This is a genomic window from Cyanobium sp. WKJ7-Wakatipu (assembly GCF_024345355.1).
GTDB classification, from domain to species: Bacteria; Cyanobacteriota; Cyanobacteriia; order PCC-6307; family Cyanobiaceae; genus Cyanobium_A; species Cyanobium_A usitatum.
In genome coordinates this window covers 1-17,033 of record NZ_JAGQAY010000020.1, presented here as the reverse complement: position 1 = coordinate 17,033, position 17,033 = coordinate 1, and the positions used below count along the sequence as shown (strand labels likewise).

Below are 17,033 nucleotides of genomic sequence, written 5' to 3'. Positions count from 1 at the left end.
TAAGGCCGGTGAAACGCCGAACCCCTCCCAGCCGCTTGCCTAGGGCAAGCCAGCGCGGGTAGCTGGTGGGGTTAAGCACAAACACTCATTAGTTGTGGCTTGATATTACAGAATTTCTCTGGGTAAGTCCTCTGGCTACGGAACGGTCTTCCGTCCGGCCCTCGGGCTTGGGCTGGGGCTGGTGCTGGGGCGCGGTCAGATCTAAGTTCTGGCAACGAGAGCGGCTTGAGCCGCAAGCCCATGCTTGCCAACTTTGATGGCTCCAATGCCGAGATCCAATGGCAACGCTTCTGCGACTTGCTTTGGTATGAAAAGGATCTTGGTATCTGGCTCGATGTGAGTCGCATGGCGATCGGCCAGGCCGATCTCGATGCCTTGGCTCCCCGATTCGAGCTGGCCTTTGCGGCGATGGCGGCCCTGGAGGGTGGTGCGATCGCCAATCCGGATGAACAGCGCCAGGTTGGCCACTACTGGCTGCGCACCCCAGAGCTGGCACCAGACGCCGCCACCACCGCGCACATCAACGCCGAGGTGGAGCGCATCGAGACCTTTGGCCGCGAGGTGCTCGACGGCAGCCTCTGTGCTGCCAATGGCCAGCGGTTCACCGACGTTCTTTGGATCGGTATTGGCGGTTCCGGCCTCGGCCCGCTGCTGATGGTGCGCGCCCTGCAGGAAGAGGGTCAGGGTCTCCCCTTCCACTTCTTCGACAACGTTGACCCCGCCGGCATGAGCCGCACCCTGGCGGGCCTGGACGGCCGCCTAGCCACCACTTTGGTTGTGGTGGTGAGCAAGTCGGGCGGCACCCCTGAGCCCCATATCGGCATGGAGCAAGCCCAGGCTCGGCTCGAGGCCCGGGGCGGGCAGTGGGCTGCCCAGGCTGTGGCGGTAACCATGCTCGACAGCAAGCTCGACCAGGTGGCCGTGGCCGGTCAGTGGTTGCGCCGCTTTGACATGTTCGATTGGGTGGGTGGCCGCACCAGCATCACCAGTGCGGTTGGCCTGCTGCCGGCGGCCCTGGTGGGTGCCGATCTGCGCGGCTTTCTGGCCGGCGCCGCCCGAATGGACGCCCTGACCCGGGTGTCAGATCTGCTCCGTAACCCGGCTGCCCTGATGGCTGCCGCGTGGTTTGTGGCTGGCCATGGCCAGGGCAAGCGCGACATGGTTGTGCTCCCCTATCGCGATCGGCTGGAGGTGTTCAGCCGTTATCTCCAGCAGTTGGTGATGGAGAGCCTTGGTAAGAAGCACGACCGCGGCGGCGAGGTGGTGCACCAGGGCATCGCCGTTTACGGCAACAAAGGCTCTACCGACCAGCACGCCTATGTGCAGCAGCTGCGCGATGGCATCGACAACTTCTTTGTGACCTTCATCGAGGCCTTGGAAGAGCCCAGCGATATCCCGCCCATCGGTGATGAGATCCCTGGCGACTTCCTCGATGGCTTCCTGCAAGGCACCCGTTCGGCCCTGATGGAAGGGGGCCGCCAGAGCCTCTCGATCACTCTGCGCCGCTTTGATGCCACAGCCCTCGGTGCCCTGATCGCCCTGTTTGAGCGCGCCGTAGGTCTCTACGCCGAACTGGTAAACGTCAACGCCTACGACCAGCCGGGGGTGGAGGCCGGTAAAAAGGCAGCAGCCCTGATCCTGGCCCTGCAAGAGCGGCTCGAAGCCCTGCTCAGTGATGGCCAGGAGCGCAGTTTGCAGGAGTTGCAGCAGGCCTTGGGCACGGACAGCCCAGAGAGCCTGTTCTGGATCCTGCGCCACCTCTGCGCTAATCCCCGCGGCTATCAGGTGACTGGTGACTGGGGTGCTCCGGCGGCGATGAAGTTCGCCAAGGTCTGATCAGGGAAATCCCCATGCCAGAGCCCGTTGCGGCGAGCCCTGCCTCTCCCGGGCAGGTGCTGCGCGAGGTTTTTGGCTACGGCGCTTTTCGCGGGCCCCAGCAGGAGATTGTTGAGCATGTGGTGGCTGGTGGCTCCGCCCTGGTGCTGATGCCCACCGGTGGGGGCAAATCGCTTTGCTACCAAATCCCGGCCCTGTGCAGAGCGGGAACGGCGGTGGTGATTTCGCCCCTGATCGCCCTGATGCAAGACCAGGTTGAGGGGCTGCGTCAGGCGGGGGTGCGAGCTGCGGCGCTGCATTCGGGCTGTAGCCCTGAGGAAACCGCCAACACCTGGCGCCTGCTGCGGGCGGGCCAACTGGATTTGGTCTATTTGTCTCCCGAGCGCTTGCTGGCGGGGGACACCCTCGAACGGCTGGCGGCCTTGCCCCTGGCTCTATTCGCTATTGATGAGGCCCACTGCGTTTCCCAGTGGGGGCATGACTTTCGCCCGGAATACCTGCAGCTTTCGGTGCTGGCCCAGCGATTTCCCGCCGTGCCGCGGCTGGCACTCACCGCTACGGCCGATCCCCGCACCCGAGACGAGATCCGGGCCCGGCTGCAGCTGGAGCAGGGGCGAGTGTTTCTGGCCAGCTTTGATCGCCCCAACATCCGCTATTTGCTGCGCGATAAGGACGACGTTCGCAGCCAATTGCTTGAGCTGCTCGCAGATCACCGCGGCGCTTCAGGAATTGTGTATGCCCGCTCCCGCAACCGGGTGGATGGCTTCTGCCGCGACCTGCAGGCGGCGGGATATGACGCCGTTGCCTATCACGCCGGATTGGATGGGGCGGTGCGCAGCGCCGCGCTGGAGCGCTTCCGCCGCGATAGCGGCGTGGTGGTGGTTGCCACGATCGCTTTTGGCATGGGCATCGACAAGCCGGATGTGCGCTTTGTGGCCCACGTGGACCTGCCCAAAAGCCTGGAGGCTTACTACTAGGAAACCGGCCGCGCCGGCCGGGATGGTCTGCCGGCCCTGGCCTGGATGGTGCATGGCGGCGGCGATGTGCCCCAGCTGCGCCGCTTCATCGACGACTCCGACGCGGAGCAGCAGCAAAAAAGGGTTGAGCACGGCAAACTCGATGCCCTGATTGGCTTCACCGAGGCGAGCGGCTGCCGCCGTCAGGTGTTGCTCAGCCACTTCGGCGAGACCCTGCCCGAGCCCTGTGGCAATTGCGATCTCTGCTTAGAGCCAGATACGGCCGTCGATGCCACCGAGTCGGTGCGCAAGGCCCTATCGGCTGTGTACCGCACGGGCAGCCGCTTTGGTGCCGCCCATTTGGTGGATGTGCTGCTGGGGGCAGATACGGCCCGAATTCGCGAGCTCGGCCACCAGCAGCTGGGTGTGTACGGCATTGGCAAGGAGCTTGATCGCGGCCAGTGGCGCAGCCTGTTTCGCCAGCTGGTGGCCCAGGGGTTGCTGCAGGCCGACTCCGCGCGCTACGGGGCTCTGGGATTCGGCGAGGACGGGCGGCTCAAGCCGTTGCTGCGGGGTGAGACCCAGCTACTGCTGCGGCTGCCGCCAGCGAAGCGAGAGCGCCGCCGCCAGCCTGGGGTGAGCCCGGCTCCTGCTGCGGCAGAGCTGAACCCTGATGAGGCGCCCGTGTTGCAGGCGCTGAAGGATTGGCGCCGCGAGCAGGCGCGCCAGCAGGGCGTGCCGCCCTACGTGGTGTTTCACGACCGCACCCTGGTGGAGGTGGTGGCCCGCCGGCCCCGCTCCCTGGAGCAGCTGGCTGGGATCGGCGGTGTGGGCCAGGCCAAGCTCGATCGCTATGGCGCGGCATTGCTTGCGAGCTTGGATGCTGCCCTTTTGCATCAGGGGACACAAACGCCAGCTTCATGAGGCGTTACATTGAGTTCACGTTTCCTTAAGGATTCTTTCCATGGCTGACTCCACAACTCGCTTTGGCTTCGTTGCCTTCGCCGAAACCTGGAATGGCCGCCTGGCCATGCTCGGTTTCGTGATCGGTTTGGGCACCGAGTTGCTTACTGGCCAGGGCATCCTGAGCCAGATCGGTCTGGGCTGAGTTTCGATCGGGCCTGATCAGCTGGCTTCAAAGCCACTGCATGCCCGGGGTTTCCAGCATTTCTTGGCTGGGCCAGGCACCAAGACCTGCAAAGGCTGCCCCTAGGGCAGCCCATACTCCTTTGCCGCTGGACAACTCCTGTTCAGCGGCCCATTCGGCCTCTGCCACCTCAGATTCGCTCAGGCCAAGAGCTTCCACCAGCCGTCTGTAGAGCACTTTCTCTGCCGGGTTGATTGACGAACTGTCCTGAGGACGTTGGCCCACCTTGGCCATCATGTAGCTGAGCTTAAGGGCCAGAGCCCGGTCTTCCTCGCTAGTGAGCCTGGGAATTACTTCGTCCAGCACGGACGAGTCGACGGTCCAGGCAGCTAGCTGAAGCGCCGCTTCCTGGTTTGCCCCCGAGCCATCTCCACAGGGGAAGTACTTGGCCACGAGTTTCTCGAGCAGCCGCTTTTCGTCTGCGGAAACATCGCCATCGGCCCAGGCCACGCAGCAAACCACCCTGAGCAGGTCAAGCTGACGATCTCGCTGCGAAAGGCTGGGCCCGGTTTCAAGGGTCATGGCGCAGGAGATGACTTTTCGCCATTTTGATCAGCCCTTGGCTTGTTTCAGCGGAAATCCCCCCCAGAAGGGGGCATACAAGGGCAGCAATCCAGATGATGATGAATTGAACACAGAACCGAGGTGGGCCATGGTCCACACCACCCAAGGTTTGACAACCAGCTGCCTGGGACGCACCTGCCTCAAATGGCAGCCCGATGGGGAGCTCACCGCCCTTGATCTGCAGCTAGTGCTCGAGCGGCTGGCCCAGGTCGATCAAGATGTGGTCGCAATCCTGGATCGCACTGTCGACTAGACCCCATGTCCCTCGATCAGCTGAAGGCCTTCCTGGGCAAGGTTCAGGATGACCAATCGCTTCGGCAAGCCGTGCAAGCCGCTGCTACTGCTGATGACGTGGCCAAGATCGGGGCAGGCTTGGGCTTTGAATTTTCTGGCGACGAGCTGCTGCGGCTTTCAGGCAAAAAAGTAGGTCGCGTAACGGTTATCAAGCAGGACCTGCCCGGGGAATACAACTAGCTGCCGTGCCGCGGGCTTGGTTCGCGGCTAGACCACCTTTAGTGAACGCAGCAGCAACACCATGGCCAAGCGGACGGAACTGATCACGGCGATTGGCTTAGGGCTCGTCGCAGCAGCTGCGGGCAGCTTCACCGCTCTGGCCCGCCCCATGGGCGGCGGTGGCTTTGGCGGGCCGGGCTCCGGTGCGGGGGTGCGTCCAGGAGCTGGCTGGGGTGCTCCTGGCGCCGGAACGAGACCGGGCGTTGGTGTGGGAGCACCCGGGATTGGGGCGCCCGGAGCGGGAGCTCGTCCTGGTGTGGGCTGGGGTGCCCCTGGCGCTGGTTTCACCCGCGCCCCAGGGGCCTCTGCCTGGAATCCGGCCTGGGGCCGCCAAGGGGGGTACTGGTCGTCGCGCACCTGGAGCACCGGCTGGTATCGGCCCTATCCAGCGGCCTGGCCCTGGTGGCGAGCCAGTTCAGTGGCCTGGGGAGTGGGCAGCTTGGCCACGGCTGCTGCGATCACCAGTGCTGTTAACGCAGCTACGTATCAGCAGTCGACCGTGATCGTGGTGCCCCAAACCAGCCTGCAGCTCGACTACGGCTCGGTTCAAGCGCTGCCACCTAATCAAGTTCAGTTTGCCTACGGCGTTGCCGGTATGCCCCTGATGACAGCCACCAGCGATTGCAAGCAGGGGCTGATCAATGGCATGGCACCGACCACGGCCGACCAGGCCCAGGTGCTCAATGCCAGCTGCCACATCGCCTACGGCTCCAACTGAGCGGGGTGGCCCCATCCCTTTTGCGGATTCGGGCCCTGGAGAAGGGCGATCTCGCCGATGTCACCGCCTGGGCCCGCCCTGAACACTTCGCGCCGGGCCAGGGAGACGTAGCCATCTACCGCCATACGGACCGCCAGGGGCTCTGGGTTGGTTGCCTCAACGGTCGTCCGATCGGCTGTATTGCCGGGGTCCGTTACAACGCCGAATACGGCTTCATCGGCATGTTTTTGGTGCAACCAGAGCACCGGGGGCAGGGATTTGGCCGTGAGCTTTGGCAGCGGGCCATGCAGCATCTGGAGGGCCTTACTTGCATCGGCATTGAGGCCGCTCCCGATCGCATCGGTGACTACGCCAGTTGGGGCTTTGCGCCGGCGTCGCCAACCCAGCGCTGGCAGCGGATCAGTGATGGCAACCTCCCGCCCGCCGCTACTCCAGAGGGCCTGAGCCTGCTTGAGGGAAGTGCCATACCCGACAGGGCCGTGCAGGCCTATGACGCCCAGCGGGAGCTCAGCCCCCGGCCCCACTTCCTCGCCGACTGGCTGCACCATCCGGCCGGCACGGTGCTGGCCCTGATCGGCCCGGATGGCTCCTGCCATGGGTTTGGCCGGATCCGGCCTTGCCTGCTGCATCGAGGCGAGGGTTGGCGGATCGGGCCCCTGCTGGCCGACACGCCTGCCCTGGCGGCCCAGCTTCTCAACGCCCTGATGGCCCGCCATGCCGGCGTGGTGTTAATCGATGCCCCTGCCGCCAATCCGGAGGCAGGGCCGCTGCTGCTGCAGTTGGGTTTTGCGGTGGTCGCCGAGACGGTGAGGATGAATCGGGGCAGCCTGCCGCCGGTTCCCCTGGGCGATGTCTACGGGTTGGCCTGCCTGGAGCTGGGCTGAGCGCGGCGGGCGGCGAGGCCAGCCTCCGTTGCAGTAACAACAGCCAGCAGCAGCAGGCCGCCTAGGCCGATCAGTTGATTTTGCTGCACCAAATCGGGCATCAATACCTCGTCCACGTTTTGGCTTAGGACACCTCCAGCCACAAACCAGGCCGTTGCCAGGCCTGAGCTGATCCAGTAGGCCCGCCAGCGGCGTTGATAGATGTATCCCGTACCTAAACCAGGCACCAGGTTGAGCACTGCAGCCACCCAGGGGCTGGAGGCGGCAAGGATTATTTCCTGGCTGACTTTCTGGCTGAGTTCTTGGCTGGCTTGATCTGGATTGCTGGTTGGGGTCATTGTTGGCGTGGCCTTGTTTGCTGCATCAGGGGCGTTGAACCTGCAGGCTGGAGTGCCGCTGATTCTTTTTGCAGTGCTCGCCGCCCTGGTGATTCTGTTGGTGATTGTGGCGGTGGCGTGGAGCCTTAATCCAAGCCGGCAGGATTTTGCCTGGTTTATCCGGTTGCGCCGCCCCCGCTGGCTGGTGTTTGAGGGCTTGATTCCCGTGATTTGGCTGCTGATCTACGCCTGCTTCTACCTCTCGGCTTGGCTCACCTGGCAGGCCAGCTGGAGTGGCCTATGGATGGCGGCTTTTCTGGTGCAGCTGGTGTTGGTGCAGGGCTACATGCTTGTGATCTGCCGTAGCCGCAGCCTGGGTAAGGGCACGGTCATTGGCTTTGCTGGCTGGGTGTGGGGCATTGCCCTCACCGTTGCTGTGGCTAGCGAGAGCACGCTGGCGGCTGGTTTGCTGCTGCCTTACCTGCTCTGGAGCCCGGTGGGCACCTGGGTTACCTGGCAGATGCGTCAGCTCAACCGCTAGCCCTGGGCATTTATGGCGACTCGCGCGCCACGGCCAGGGCCGCCAGCAGGCCGCCGCCAAAACCGCTGAGGTGGCCGATCCAGCTCACCCCTGGCGGTGAAAAAATCGGCAGCAGGCTGGGCAGCACCCCCGCATAGGTGACCAGGGCCAGCACCGAAAGGAGCAGGGAGAGGGGCCGCTTCTCCAGCCAGCCGATCAGCAGCAGGTAGCCCAGCAGCCCGTACACGACCCCGGAGAGTCCGTGACTGCCGTTGGGCCAGAGCAGCCATACAGGAATAGCCGTGGCATAAACCCCCAACCAAACGGCCAGATAGTCGCGGCGGCCGCGCAGCAATACCAGCCAGGAGAGGGGCAGAAAGGTGAGCGAATTGCCCAGGAGATGGCCAAAACCGCTATGGCTGAAGGGGGCTGTCAGCACCCCGAGGAAGGAGCCTCCGGGCGTCATCGGCAGGTTCCAGTTGCCACCGAAAACCAGTTGGTCCACCAGCTCCTGGAGCCAGGGAATCAGCAAGATCAGCGGCGGAAGCAGCAGATTGAAACCGGCTCGGGCGATCAAGCGATCCAGACGTTGGGGTAGGGATTCGCTCACGGCTCGCACTTGAAGCTGCAGCGCAGCATGGCAAGGGCTTCATCAGGCAGGCCCAGCAGGCGATCCAGCCAGGGGTCCCCGCACGGTGGCACGCTTGCCACCCCCACCAGCAGGGCCGTGCCATCGGCGCTGAGGGGCTGGCCCATGGCCCGGTGGCGTTGCCCCTGGGCTGCGCCCGTGCTCAGCAGGGTGTCGATCAGCAGGTCGGGGGCGCGGTAGAGCCCGGCAATGCGGAAGCGAAAGCGAGCCCGGAAGTGCAGTTGAACAGCACCTGTTGCTGAATCGATGCTGCCCGCCAGCTGCTCAGGGGCGATGGCGATCTCCAGGCCCGGGGGCAGGGGCAGCCCCAGCACCCGGGTGGTGCGCCAGTTGAGTGGCGGAATCAACAGGCTGGAGGGCTCGAAGCTCACGGTTCGCGGGCCGCCAGCTGGGCCGGGGCCGAGCTCACTGGTTCCGCCGCCGCCGCTGGCGTCGTAGCTGAAGTGGGGATAGGCGCCGATGGCCAGGCCACAGCCCTTACTGGTGCCTAGCTGCAGCATGCCAACCCCAAACTCGGGGCTCACAGGCTGCGCAGCGCGTCTAATTCGCCGCGGCTGTGCAGTTCGGCCAGCTCGTTGTAGCCACCAATAGCGACGCCATCGATGTAGAGCTGGGGCACCGGTCCCGTCTCGTCGGGTTCAATTTCCACGAAGGCAATGCCCAGGGTGCGCAGCATGCGCAGGGCCCGGCGCGAAAAGGGGCATTCCGGCCGCCCGGCGATTTCAACTCGCGGTTCGCTGCTCATTGATCTAGTCGGCGCTGCACTCGTCGCTGCACTCGGCGCTGGGCTGGTGCCGGTGCTGAGCAGGCCCACCAGCAGGTCGGCGCCGCGCAACACCAGGGTGCCGTGCTCGAGGTGGCCGCCCCACACCTGGCAGCTGGCATCGGAGAAGCTCAGGTGCAGGTGCACCCCATCCGGGCTGATCGTGCCCTGCAGGGTGATGATCTCCAGCTCGCCAGCCAAAACCGTGGGTGCGCTTTTGCCGGGGCAGGCAAAGGCTGCTTGGGAGAGGTTGCCCACCACACTCAGCACAAAGCCGCCGGCGTTGTGCTCAAGGGCCAGCTGCTCCAGGCTGCGGCGTACATCACTGCCGGCTTCGAGGTGCAGCGGCACGGCACGCATGGCAGATACAGATTGATGGGGGGCAAGGCTACGCCGGCCCATGCTGGTTAGGTTGCCCTGTTGCCATGGCCCCGGATTCCGCCCTCGCTGCCCTCAACCTGGCGGTGGTGGGTCATGTGGAGTGGGTGAGTTTTGTGGCAGTGGAGCAGCTGCCGGTTGCTGGCTCGATCGACCGGGCCACCGCCTTTCTGGAGGAACCCGCCGGTGGTGGGGCGGTGGTGGCGGTGCAGCTGGCCCGTCTCAGTGGCAAGCGAGTGCGGTTTTTCACCTCCCTGGGCCGGGACGCCACCGGCGAGCGCTCAGCGGAGCGGCTCACGGAGCTGGGGCTTGATCTGGAGGTGGCCTGGCGGGATGCCCCAACCCGCCGGGGCGTGAGCTTTGTGGATCGGGCCGGTGACCGCAGCATCACCGTGATTGGCGAGCGACTGGCCCCTTTGGCTAGGGATCCACTCCCCTGGGCTGATCTGGCTGGCTGCGATGGCGTCTTTGTGACCGCGGCCGACGCGGCAGCTCTGCAGCAATGCCGCCGGGCCCGGCTGCTCGGCGCCACGCCACGGGTTGGCTTGCCGCTCTTGGAGGCCAGCGGAGTGAGCTGCGATGCCTTGATCGGCAGCGCCCTCGATCCGGGTGAGCAGGTGCCTGCTGGCTTCCTATCGCGCCCCCCGCAACTGCGAATCGCCACCGAAGGGGCGGCTGGTGGCTGGAGCGAACCCGGCGGGCGCTTCGCTGCCCAGGCCCTGGTGGCCCCGCCGGTCGACAGTTATGGCTGCGGCGACAGCTTTGCGGCTGGGGTGATGGCTGGCCTGGCGGCTGGTTGGACCGCTGCCGCAGCAATCAACCTCGGCGCCCGCTGCGGTGCCGAGTGCGCCGTTGCCTTTGGTCCCTACGCCCGCCCTAACTGACCTGGTATTGCACCAGCAGCAGCAGCCTGTTTGCCTCCGGATCCAGCAGCCAGGCCTCCACTCCGAAGGCCTCCTGGCGCGGACCGTCCAGAAGCGTGGCGCCCAGCCCAAGGGCGCTCGCCAGCCAGGCCTGCAGCAGGGCCATGGCAGCTGCTTGGTTGTTGCCGCCAGCCACGCTGCGCTGCAGGCACGTTGCTAGCCGGCCGGGTTGCTTCGCTTGGGGCCGGCTCTGGGATGGGGCGTAGATCTCCAGGAAGCCACCGGCGGGCCAGGGCACTCGCCAATGGCTGGCACCAAGCCCCTGCAGGGGCTCTACCGCCAGCAAATCGGCGTAAAACCTTGCCAGGGCAGGGGGATTGTCTGCAGCCAGCACCAGGGAGCTGCTCAGGCTTGGGGTGTCTTGCACCGTTTTTATTGATTGTCTAAAAAGTCTGCAACGGCCAGATCGGGGCGACGCAGCAGGGCAAAGATTGTGCCGGCGTTGCCACGGCACAGCCTCAGCTCCTGGGTGAGCACGGTGATGTCGAGCCAGGCTGGAAAGCTTTGCTGCACCTCCCGTTGCAGCTGCAAGCGTGTGGTGCCAAGTCGGGGACCGCGCCAGCCACCGCGCTGGAAGCGAACCTGCACCCGCTGCTGTGGAGTTGAGCTGCTATCACCAGGGCTTGATTCGAGCTGGATGGTGGCCTCTACAGCTATGCCACCCAGGCCGGCCAGCTGCCCTGGCGGCCTCAACAGATTCAGGGCGCGCCCCCGGGATGGAGCCAGGATCTGCAGGTTCTCCAGCCAAGGCACAGCCTGGAGATAGGGCTGGCTGCTGCTGCTCCAGCGCAACTCCCAGACCCCCTCCAGCAGTTCGAGGGCACCTGGGGCGGCGAGATCTACTGGTGAGGTGCGCTCGAGCTCGAGAATCAGCTCCCGCACCCGCGGCCCCTGGCGTTGGGCTTCACCCCTGGCGCCACGACGCAACAGGACCAGCAGCTCCTCTCTTGCTTTCAACATCTGGGCTGGCCGACGTCTTTACAACCAGTTATAGTTGTTGAAACATTCCTCAACACTGATGACCGAATCCACCCCCCGCTTCGGATTTGTTGCTTTTGCTGAGACCTGGAATGGCCGCTTGGCCATGATGGGCTTTGTGATTGGTCTTGGCACCGAGCTGCTCACCGGTCAAAGCATCGCTGCTCAGCTGGGCCTGGGCTGATTGCCGTGAGCACTGAGCTCGCCGGCCTGACTGTTTATTTGTTGAGTCGGCCATGCTTTGCTGCTAAATCTTGATAATCCCTGGTTTTTACCAGCGATTAATATCTCTAAAATAAAAGCCCGAAGCTCTTGCTCCGGGCTTTTTTTATGGGCAGTTGGCTAGATCTAGCTAGCTGGCTTCGAACTGTAATAGAAGCCACCATTCACTCCGGTTTGACTAACTACGGTGCATTGAGTTGCAACCCGCCATAGGGCGCGATGGATAGGAGTGGGGTCGTAGCGAACTAGCTCGGGAAAGCGCTGCTTGAGTAAGGCGCTGGCCCGCCAGGCGTTGTAGTGAGGGATTCTCGGGTTGATGTGATGGCACACATGGGTTGAGCCGATGCCGTGATGCAGCAGGTTGAGCAGGGGGCCATAGGGACGATCCACCGTCTGTAGAGCACCTTTTGCCCAATTCCAGTCGCTGGTGGAGAAGTGGGGAATATCGGTATCGGTGTGCTGCAGCCAGGTGTAGCCAACCAGCCAAGCGTTGATCACCAGATAGGGCAGGCCGTACACCAGCAGCACTCTCGCCGGGGAGGTTTGGATGGAGGCCCACACCAGTACCGCCACCATCGCCAGTAGGCCGAGGTTTGAGATCACCATCAGCCGACGGCAGGAGTCGGGAAATAGCTGGCGGGTACCGTTGCGGAAGGGTGCAGCCGTAGTGAAATGGGAGGTGGGGCTGCCGTACTCTTCGCCGCTGGCAACACCAAACATCAGGTAAAGGGGCCAACCCAACACCAGGTGGGTGAACAGGGAGGCCACGCCGTAGAGGCCCTGGCCCAGCTGCTGTCTTGTTCCGGCCACGAAGCGTCCCGAGCTGGAATCGGAGCGAGGCGGCACATGGGTTTCACCTGCCTCGAGGTGGTTGCAGTTGGCGTGGTGCACGGCATGGCTGCGCTGCCAGCTGAAGTAGGGCACAAGCAGCAAGCTGTGAAGCACAAATCCCACCACCGCTTCGACGCGGGGGTTGGGATGGAAGGCACGGTGACCGCACTCATGGGCAAGTACCCAGCAACCTCCCGCCACCGTTCCGGTGACCACTGCGTAGAGCAGCCAGAGGGGTGCAGCGCTGAGCTGCAGGGGGATCAGGGTTCCCACGCCATAGGCCAAAACAGATAGGCCCAGGGACATGGCCAGACTTCCCCAGGCTTTAACCGGGTTGATCTGGGTTAGCTCAGATGGCAGGCAGGCAAGCAGCTCAGCTTTGCTGGGATAGGTGGCTGCTGGCGTGGCGACCTGCGCGGTGGCGAGGGACGGCAGGGAAACAGGTGGAGTCAATGAAGCTGCCGCAGGACAAGGGGGAATGGAAGCGGCCCTTAAAAGGCCTTTGAGACCTTAGGTATCAGCACACTGCTGCCGCGCCTTGGCAGGCACATTCACTCAACCCTGAAGGTCACGGCCATCACTGCGGTGATGTCCTTTGTCGGCGTTTGTGATCGCACCGATGCCGGCGCCGGCCTCCGAGGCTATGGCCCGCGCGCGAGCCCGGGCGTCCTTGGTGGCCTTCGCCAGCATGTCGACCCGCTACAGAGGCACGCCCTTGCCGATCAACTGCCCAATCTGACCAGAGACCTTATAGATCTTGGCGACATTCCAGCTGCCGATCAGCACCGCTTGCGTGCTGGTCCAGGTGGTGGAGCGCAGCTCCCCGGTGCGGGGATCGCGCACTTCTTGCTTATCCGATTTAACCGAGTCGAGTTCCATCTCATCGGCCTCGATGCCCTGGGCCTTGAGGAAGGCCACGGTTTGATCTACTGCAGGCTGCAGCCCTTGGTATGAAGCTTGCTGGCTGGCCCCGCTCTGGGAGATCTTCACCGACCAGTCGACGTAGTCGGATGTAATTCGCTCGGTGCTGGCTCCAGTAACTGTGATGGTGTCGTTGGCGTTGCGGATGCCTCTCACCATGACGCCACTGGCGGTGGTGAGCCCGAGTCCAAGCACGGCCATGGCAAACACCAGTGTTGGCGTCCGCTTGAGAAACATCCAGCTGCTGAGCGCCCAATTTTGCATCTTCACTCGTCTTGCAAGCAGCTGGATTCAGCCTATTGAGCTGTCGCTTGCCTGGCTGAAAGCTGTTGCGAAGAATGGCTTGTTTAGCTAGCCCAGACGCTGTTAGAAGTGCCGGTCATAGGTCAGTTCTTGTTAGCTCGTCATCTGCACTATGAAATCTGCAGATCAATGCTTGGAGGGTCAAACATGACCTTCACCGCTGAACCGAACACTTACTGGCGTGTCCCTTGATCAACGCTAAATCGCTAATGCCAACTGCGGCACGAACGCCGCCGGAATCGCCCTGTGCAGCCGCCAGCGAATCGCCAGCGGCCGCTCGCCCTCGTGGCTCACGTAATCCGCGAAGCCGAGGCAAAGAAACGGCAACGTGACCCCGCCGCGCTTGTTCTCCTCCCGCACAAACAACATCACCCGGCTGCCGCGTTCCCGGTGGTGGATGTAGCGCTGCCCGGTGGCAGACGCTTCCCGCGTGAGGCTCTGGCTTTCCCAGTGGAACTCCCACGGGGAGATGGCGTAGTCGTTGTAGCGGGTGGTGGGGGAGAACAGGCGCTCGGACTTCTTGAGGGTGATGAAGAAGACGTCGCAGCGAGTCGCCTCGTCAAAGAACACCCCTTCTCGGCCGGGGAAGGTACGTGCGTCGTTGAGCAAGCCAAAGGCGGCGAACACCTCGGCGCGGGAGTAGCGGCCGTGCAGGCCAAGGGGCACCGGCGGGGCTGGCTCGCCATCGGCCAGGAACGGCCAGGTGAGGGGCGCCACCAGGTGGTCGGTGCGCTCCAGCAGCAGCTCGAACAACTCCACCAGCTCGGCGCGGATGGCGGGGGCGGCCCACAGCCGCACCAACGCCTCGGCCAGGGGCAGGTGCTGCCGGCCGCTGCCCCACAGCTGGGCCAGCAGCATGCGCCAGCGGCGCTCGGCCACAGGATCAAAACCCCCCGGATCGGGCGCGATTGGCCGCCGCAGCTGATCCGCCAGCCAGCGCAACCGCTCAGGGTCGTCCAGGTGAAGCAGCCCCCCGGCGATCCCCCGCCCCAGCCGCTCTTCATCCGCCGTGGGCTCCCTTGAGGCCCCCGCCGCCAACCACCCCAGCTCCCGCTGCAGCAACGCCCACGACCCCGCCACCCTGTAAAACTCCCCCAGCTCCATCCCAAGCTCCTCCAGCAACCCCGCCAGCGAACAGCGCCCGAGGCGGCGGGCTTCCGCCAGCAGCTGGGGCCGGCGGCTGGGCAGCGACTCACGCAGATTGGCAAGCACCCGGTCGCTCGACACCCGATCGAGCTGCAGGCTGCAGCCGGCCGGCAGGAAGGGGAAGCCCGCTTTGATCTGCTGTTCCAGCTGATCGCGCGTGCCGCCGAGCAGGGCGCGGTAGCGCAGATCGAAGCGGAAGCTCCGGTGGGCCTGGCCGATGAAATCCAGCACCGTGAGGCAGCTTTTGCCTCGGCAGAGGCGCAGACCACGGCCGAGCTGCTGCAGGAACACGATGGCGCTCTCGGTGGGCCGCAGGAACAGCACCGTGTCGATTTCGGGGATGTCGAGGCCTTCGTTGAAGATGTCGACGGCAAAGAGGATCTGCAGCTCGCCGGATCGCAGGCGGCGGATCTGCTCGGCGCGCTGCTCCCGGGGGCTGGAGGCATCCAGGGCAGCGGCGCGCAGGCCGGCATCCACGAACTTGCGGGCCATCCAATGAGCGTGCTCCACGCTCACGCAGAAGCCCAGGGCCCGCATCGCCGCCAGGTTGGTGACTTTGTCTGCCAGTTCGCGCAGGATCAGGCGCAGGCGGGCGTCGTCGGCGGTGTAGAGGTTGGAGAGGGCTTCGCTGGCGTAGCCGTTGCGGCGCCATTCGATCCGCGACAGATCCGTGCCGTCGTGGAGGCCGAAATAGTGGAACGGGCACAGCAGGCCCTGCTCCAAGGCGCTCCAGAGGCGCAGTTCGGCGGCAATGCGGCCGTCAAACCAATGGAGGATGTCCTCGCCGCCGGTGCGCTCGGGGGTGGCGGTGAGGCCCAGCAGCAGGACGGGCGCCAGGTGGCGCAGCCAGCGCTCGTAGCTGGCGGATGCGGCGTGGTGGAACTCATCGACGATCACCACGTCGAACGTGTCCGGCGCCAGGCCCGCCGGATCCAGCCCCGCGAGTGACTGCACCGAGGCGAACACATGGCGCCACTGGCTGGGGCGCTGGCCATCCACCAGCCGCTCGCCGAAGGAGCCATCGCGCAGCACCTCGCGGAAGGTTCGAAGGCTCTGATCGAGGATCTCCTTGCGGTGGGCCACGAACAGTAAGCTCGGGCGCCCCGGACCAGCCTGGCGGGCGTAATCGAGGGCGGCGATCACGGTTTTGCCCGTGCCGGTGGCGGCCACCACCAGGTTGTGCCAGCGGCCATGGAGGCTGCGCTCGGCCGAGAGCTTGTCGAGGATCTCCTGCTGGTATGCGTAGGGACGGATGTCGAAGAAGCTGAGCGGGGTGGCGTCCGCCACTGAGCCCCCCGCCGAGTCCCCCGCCGACTCCTCGCGCACGGCGCGATCAAAGCGGCGCTGCTCCAGTTCGCTGGCCCGGTAGGGCTCGAACTCGCCCTCCTCCCAGTAGCTCTCAAAGGCGGCCTGGAACTTGGCGAGGATGCCCTCGTTGTCGTGGGCGGAGAGGCGCACGTTCCACTCCAGGCCGTCGTGCAGGGCGGCGGTGGAGAGGTTGGAGGAGCCGATGTAGGCGGTGGAGGAAGGGGATGCTCCCGAGAGGCCAGGCCGATGGAAAAGCCAGGCTTTGGCGTGCAGGCGGGTGCGGCGGGTGTCGTAGCTGACGCGCACCTCGGCGCCATTCGCCACCAGCCAATCAAGGGCGCGGCGGTCGGTGGCGCCCATGTAGACGGTGGTGAGCACCCGCAGCGAGCGGCTGGGCTGGGCCTGCAGGAAGGCGGAGAGGGCCGGATGGAGCAGGCGCAGGCCGCTCCACTTGATGAAGGCGCAGAGCAGGTCAATCCGCTGGGCGGAAGGGATTTCGTGGATCAGGGCCTGCCCCACCGACGGTTCGCCACTCGCGTTCACCAGCAGGGTGCTGTCGGCCAGGGGGATGAGCGGGCGGATGGTGGCGCCCTGGCCGGGAAGGAGCGCCGTGGATCGGATCTCCGAGAGCAGCTGACCGGAGGGGTGCAGCTGGTCGGCCGTGGAGATGGCGCGGGGTGCCTGGCTCTGGAGCAGGCCCACCAGTTGGTTCACCAGAGCGAGCTGATGGTCAGGGGTGGCGCCACCGCTCAGGTGCTCCAGGGCAATGCGGGCCAGACCCGCCAGGTGCCGGGCCAGCAGGCGCGGGGCTTCCTGGGGATCAAGGCCGTCGGTGGCGACCAGGGTGTCCTGCAGGACGCGCAGCTGCTGCTCCAGGCCTTCGGTGAGGAGCTGCTGGTAGAGGCCGGGGGGCGGGGCCTGGTCGGGCATGGATTGGTTACCCGAAGCAGGGAATCACCCCAGTGGTAACAGGGTGGGAGTTGGCGGGAAAGGGAACGAGCCGCTTGATGGTCGCGTAGGGGAACTCTGTAGGGTACCTCGAAATTTACGAGATTTGCCAGCCTCTGATCACCATAAAAAAATGCCTTTCGGCATCGTCGCAGCAGATCATAAGTGCTCAAGCAATGCAATATTGTCGGCAAATTGATTCGTACTG

At 64.7% G+C, this 17,033-nt stretch carries 21 protein-coding genes and 1 pseudogene; 12 read left to right on the top strand and 10 right to left on the bottom strand.

The window, feature by feature from the left end:
- Positions 1 to 240 precede the first annotated feature (240 nt).
- From KBY83_RS11090 to KBY83_RS11075, 4 genes are read left to right on the top strand one after another with little or no spacing between them, the layout of a single operon-like run.
- A complete protein-coding gene (locus tag KBY83_RS11090) occupies positions 241 to 1,836 on the top strand; it encodes a glucose-6-phosphate isomerase (protein WP_255019587.1) in 1,596 nt (531 codons plus the stop codon).
- A 14-nt stretch (positions 1,837 to 1,850) separates the two neighbouring features.
- Entirely contained in the window at positions 1,851 to 2,813 is a 963-nt protein-coding gene (locus KBY83_RS11085) for an ATP-dependent DNA helicase RecQ (protein WP_255019586.1), read from the top strand.
- Positions 2,814 to 2,858: 45 nt separating this feature from the next.
- A complete protein-coding gene (locus KBY83_RS11080; RefSeq protein WP_255019585.1) occupies positions 2,859 to 3,716 on the top strand; it encodes an RQC domain-containing protein in 858 nt (285 codons plus the stop codon).
- A 40-nt stretch (positions 3,717 to 3,756) separates the two neighbouring features.
- Entirely contained in the window at positions 3,757 to 3,900 is a 144-nt protein-coding gene (locus KBY83_RS11075; protein ID WP_106501661.1) for a chlorophyll a/b-binding protein, read from the top strand.
- A gap of 27 nt (positions 3,901 to 3,927) precedes the next feature.
- Here KBY83_RS11075 and KBY83_RS11070 read toward each other — a convergent pair whose 3' ends face one another.
- Positions 3,928 to 4,461 (bottom strand): TerB family tellurite resistance protein, encoded by a 534-nt coding sequence (locus KBY83_RS11070; protein ID WP_255019584.1) that lies wholly within the window; start codon positions 4,459 to 4,461, stop codon positions 3,928 to 3,930.
- A 130-nt stretch (positions 4,462 to 4,591) separates the two neighbouring features.
- Here KBY83_RS11070 and KBY83_RS11065 point away from each other — a divergent pair, with 130 nt between their 5' ends.
- The 4 genes from KBY83_RS11065 to KBY83_RS11050 all read left to right on the top strand — a co-directional run bounded on the left by KBY83_RS11065 (position 4,592) and on the right by KBY83_RS11050 (position 6,618).
- On the top strand, positions 4,592 to 4,756 hold the full coding sequence (locus KBY83_RS11065; RefSeq protein WP_254962041.1) for a hypothetical protein: 165 nt from the start codon (positions 4,592 to 4,594) through the stop codon (positions 4,754 to 4,756).
- 5 nt (positions 4,757 to 4,761) lie between these two features.
- Positions 4,762 to 4,977 (top strand): Nif11-like leader peptide family natural product precursor, encoded by a 216-nt coding sequence (locus tag KBY83_RS11060; RefSeq protein ID WP_255019583.1) that lies wholly within the window; start codon positions 4,762 to 4,764, stop codon positions 4,975 to 4,977.
- Positions 4,978 to 5,038: 61 nt separating this feature from the next.
- Positions 5,039 to 5,734, top strand: a complete 696-nt coding sequence (locus KBY83_RS11055) for a hypothetical protein (RefSeq protein WP_255019609.1) — start codon at positions 5,039 to 5,041, stop codon at positions 5,732 to 5,734.
- A 5-nt stretch (positions 5,735 to 5,739) separates the two neighbouring features.
- Positions 5,740 to 6,618 (top strand): GNAT family N-acetyltransferase, encoded by an 879-nt coding sequence (locus KBY83_RS11050; RefSeq protein WP_255019582.1) that lies wholly within the window; start codon positions 5,740 to 5,742, stop codon positions 6,616 to 6,618.
- Here KBY83_RS11050 and KBY83_RS11045 read toward each other — a convergent pair.
- The gene (locus tag KBY83_RS11045; protein ID WP_255019581.1) at positions 6,588 to 6,956 is read right to left on the bottom strand and encodes a hypothetical protein; all 369 of its coding nucleotides are present in this window, start codon (positions 6,954 to 6,956) and stop codon (positions 6,588 to 6,590) included. The genes KBY83_RS11050 and KBY83_RS11045 overlap by 31 nt on opposite strands.
- Before the next feature lie 7 nt (positions 6,957 to 6,963).
- Here KBY83_RS11045 and KBY83_RS11040 point away from each other — a divergent pair, with 7 nt between their 5' ends.
- The gene (locus tag KBY83_RS11040; protein ID WP_255019580.1) at positions 6,964 to 7,476 is read left to right on the top strand and encodes a tryptophan-rich sensory protein; all 513 of its coding nucleotides are present in this window, start codon (positions 6,964 to 6,966) and stop codon (positions 7,474 to 7,476) included.
- Positions 7,477 to 7,486: 10 nt separating this feature from the next.
- On the opposite strand, the gene KBY83_RS11035 is transcribed toward KBY83_RS11040, so the two are convergent.
- From KBY83_RS11035 to KBY83_RS11025, 3 genes are read right to left on the bottom strand one after another with little or no spacing between them, the layout of a single operon-like run.
- Positions 7,487 to 8,065, bottom strand: coding sequence for a rhomboid family intramembrane serine protease (locus KBY83_RS11035; protein WP_254999321.1), 579 nt, complete (start codon positions 8,063 to 8,065; stop codon positions 7,487 to 7,489).
- Positions 8,062 to 8,628, bottom strand: a complete 567-nt coding sequence (locus KBY83_RS11030; RefSeq protein ID WP_255019579.1) for a hypothetical protein — start codon at positions 8,626 to 8,628, stop codon at positions 8,062 to 8,064. The genes KBY83_RS11035 and KBY83_RS11030 overlap by 4 nt, the downstream gene beginning before the upstream one ends.
- Positions 8,625 to 9,227, bottom strand: a complete 603-nt coding sequence (locus tag KBY83_RS11025; RefSeq protein ID WP_106501668.1) for a PCC domain-containing protein — start codon at positions 9,225 to 9,227, stop codon at positions 8,625 to 8,627. The genes KBY83_RS11030 and KBY83_RS11025 overlap by 4 nt, the downstream gene beginning before the upstream one ends.
- A gap of 65 nt (positions 9,228 to 9,292) precedes the next feature.
- On the opposite strand from KBY83_RS11025, the gene KBY83_RS11020 reads away from it, so the two are divergent.
- Positions 9,293 to 10,129, top strand: coding sequence for a PfkB family carbohydrate kinase (locus KBY83_RS11020; RefSeq protein ID WP_255019578.1), 837 nt, complete (start codon positions 9,293 to 9,295; stop codon positions 10,127 to 10,129).
- Here the strand turns inward: KBY83_RS11020 and KBY83_RS11015 are convergent.
- Both KBY83_RS11015 and KBY83_RS11010 read right to left on the bottom strand, forming a co-directional pair.
- Positions 10,122 to 10,535, bottom strand: a complete 414-nt coding sequence (locus KBY83_RS11015) for a VOC family protein (protein WP_255019577.1) — start codon at positions 10,533 to 10,535, stop codon at positions 10,122 to 10,124. The two genes, KBY83_RS11020 and KBY83_RS11015, sit on opposite strands and share 8 nt — an antisense overlap.
- A 5-nt stretch (positions 10,536 to 10,540) precedes the next feature.
- A complete protein-coding gene (locus KBY83_RS11010; protein ID WP_255019576.1) occupies positions 10,541 to 11,128 on the bottom strand; it encodes a PAP/fibrillin family protein in 588 nt (195 codons plus the stop codon).
- 58 nt (positions 11,129 to 11,186) lie between these two features.
- Between KBY83_RS11010 and KBY83_RS11005 the strand changes: the two genes are divergently transcribed.
- Positions 11,187 to 11,330 (top strand): high light inducible protein, encoded by a 144-nt coding sequence (locus KBY83_RS11005; protein WP_106501671.1) that lies wholly within the window; start codon positions 11,187 to 11,189, stop codon positions 11,328 to 11,330.
- Positions 11,331 to 11,494: 164 nt separating this feature from the next.
- Here KBY83_RS11005 and KBY83_RS11000 read toward each other — a convergent pair whose 3' ends face one another.
- Together KBY83_RS11000 and KBY83_RS10995 are read right to left on the bottom strand one after the other, a co-directional pair.
- The gene (locus KBY83_RS11000) at positions 11,495 to 12,652 is read right to left on the bottom strand and encodes a fatty acid desaturase (RefSeq protein ID WP_255019575.1); all 1,158 of its coding nucleotides are present in this window, start codon (positions 12,650 to 12,652) and stop codon (positions 11,495 to 11,497) included.
- 102 nt (positions 12,653 to 12,754) lie between these two features.
- Positions 12,755 to 13,279: pseudogene (locus KBY83_RS10995) on the bottom strand (SIMPL domain-containing protein).
- Between the two features lie 40 nt (positions 13,280 to 13,319).
- On the opposite strand from KBY83_RS10995, the gene KBY83_RS10990 reads away from it, so the two are divergent.
- On the top strand, positions 13,320 to 13,475 hold the full coding sequence (locus KBY83_RS10990; RefSeq protein ID WP_255019608.1) for a hypothetical protein: 156 nt from the start codon (positions 13,320 to 13,322) through the stop codon (positions 13,473 to 13,475).
- A 146-nt stretch (positions 13,476 to 13,621) separates the two neighbouring features.
- Here KBY83_RS10990 and KBY83_RS10985 read toward each other — a convergent pair whose 3' ends face one another.
- Positions 13,622 to 16,807 carry a DUF3427 domain-containing protein gene (locus KBY83_RS10985; RefSeq protein WP_255019574.1) on the bottom strand — a complete coding sequence of 1,062 codons (3,186 nt, stop codon included), beginning with the start codon at positions 16,805 to 16,807 and terminating at the stop codon, positions 13,622 to 13,624.
- Positions 16,808 to 17,033 lie beyond the last annotated feature (226 nt).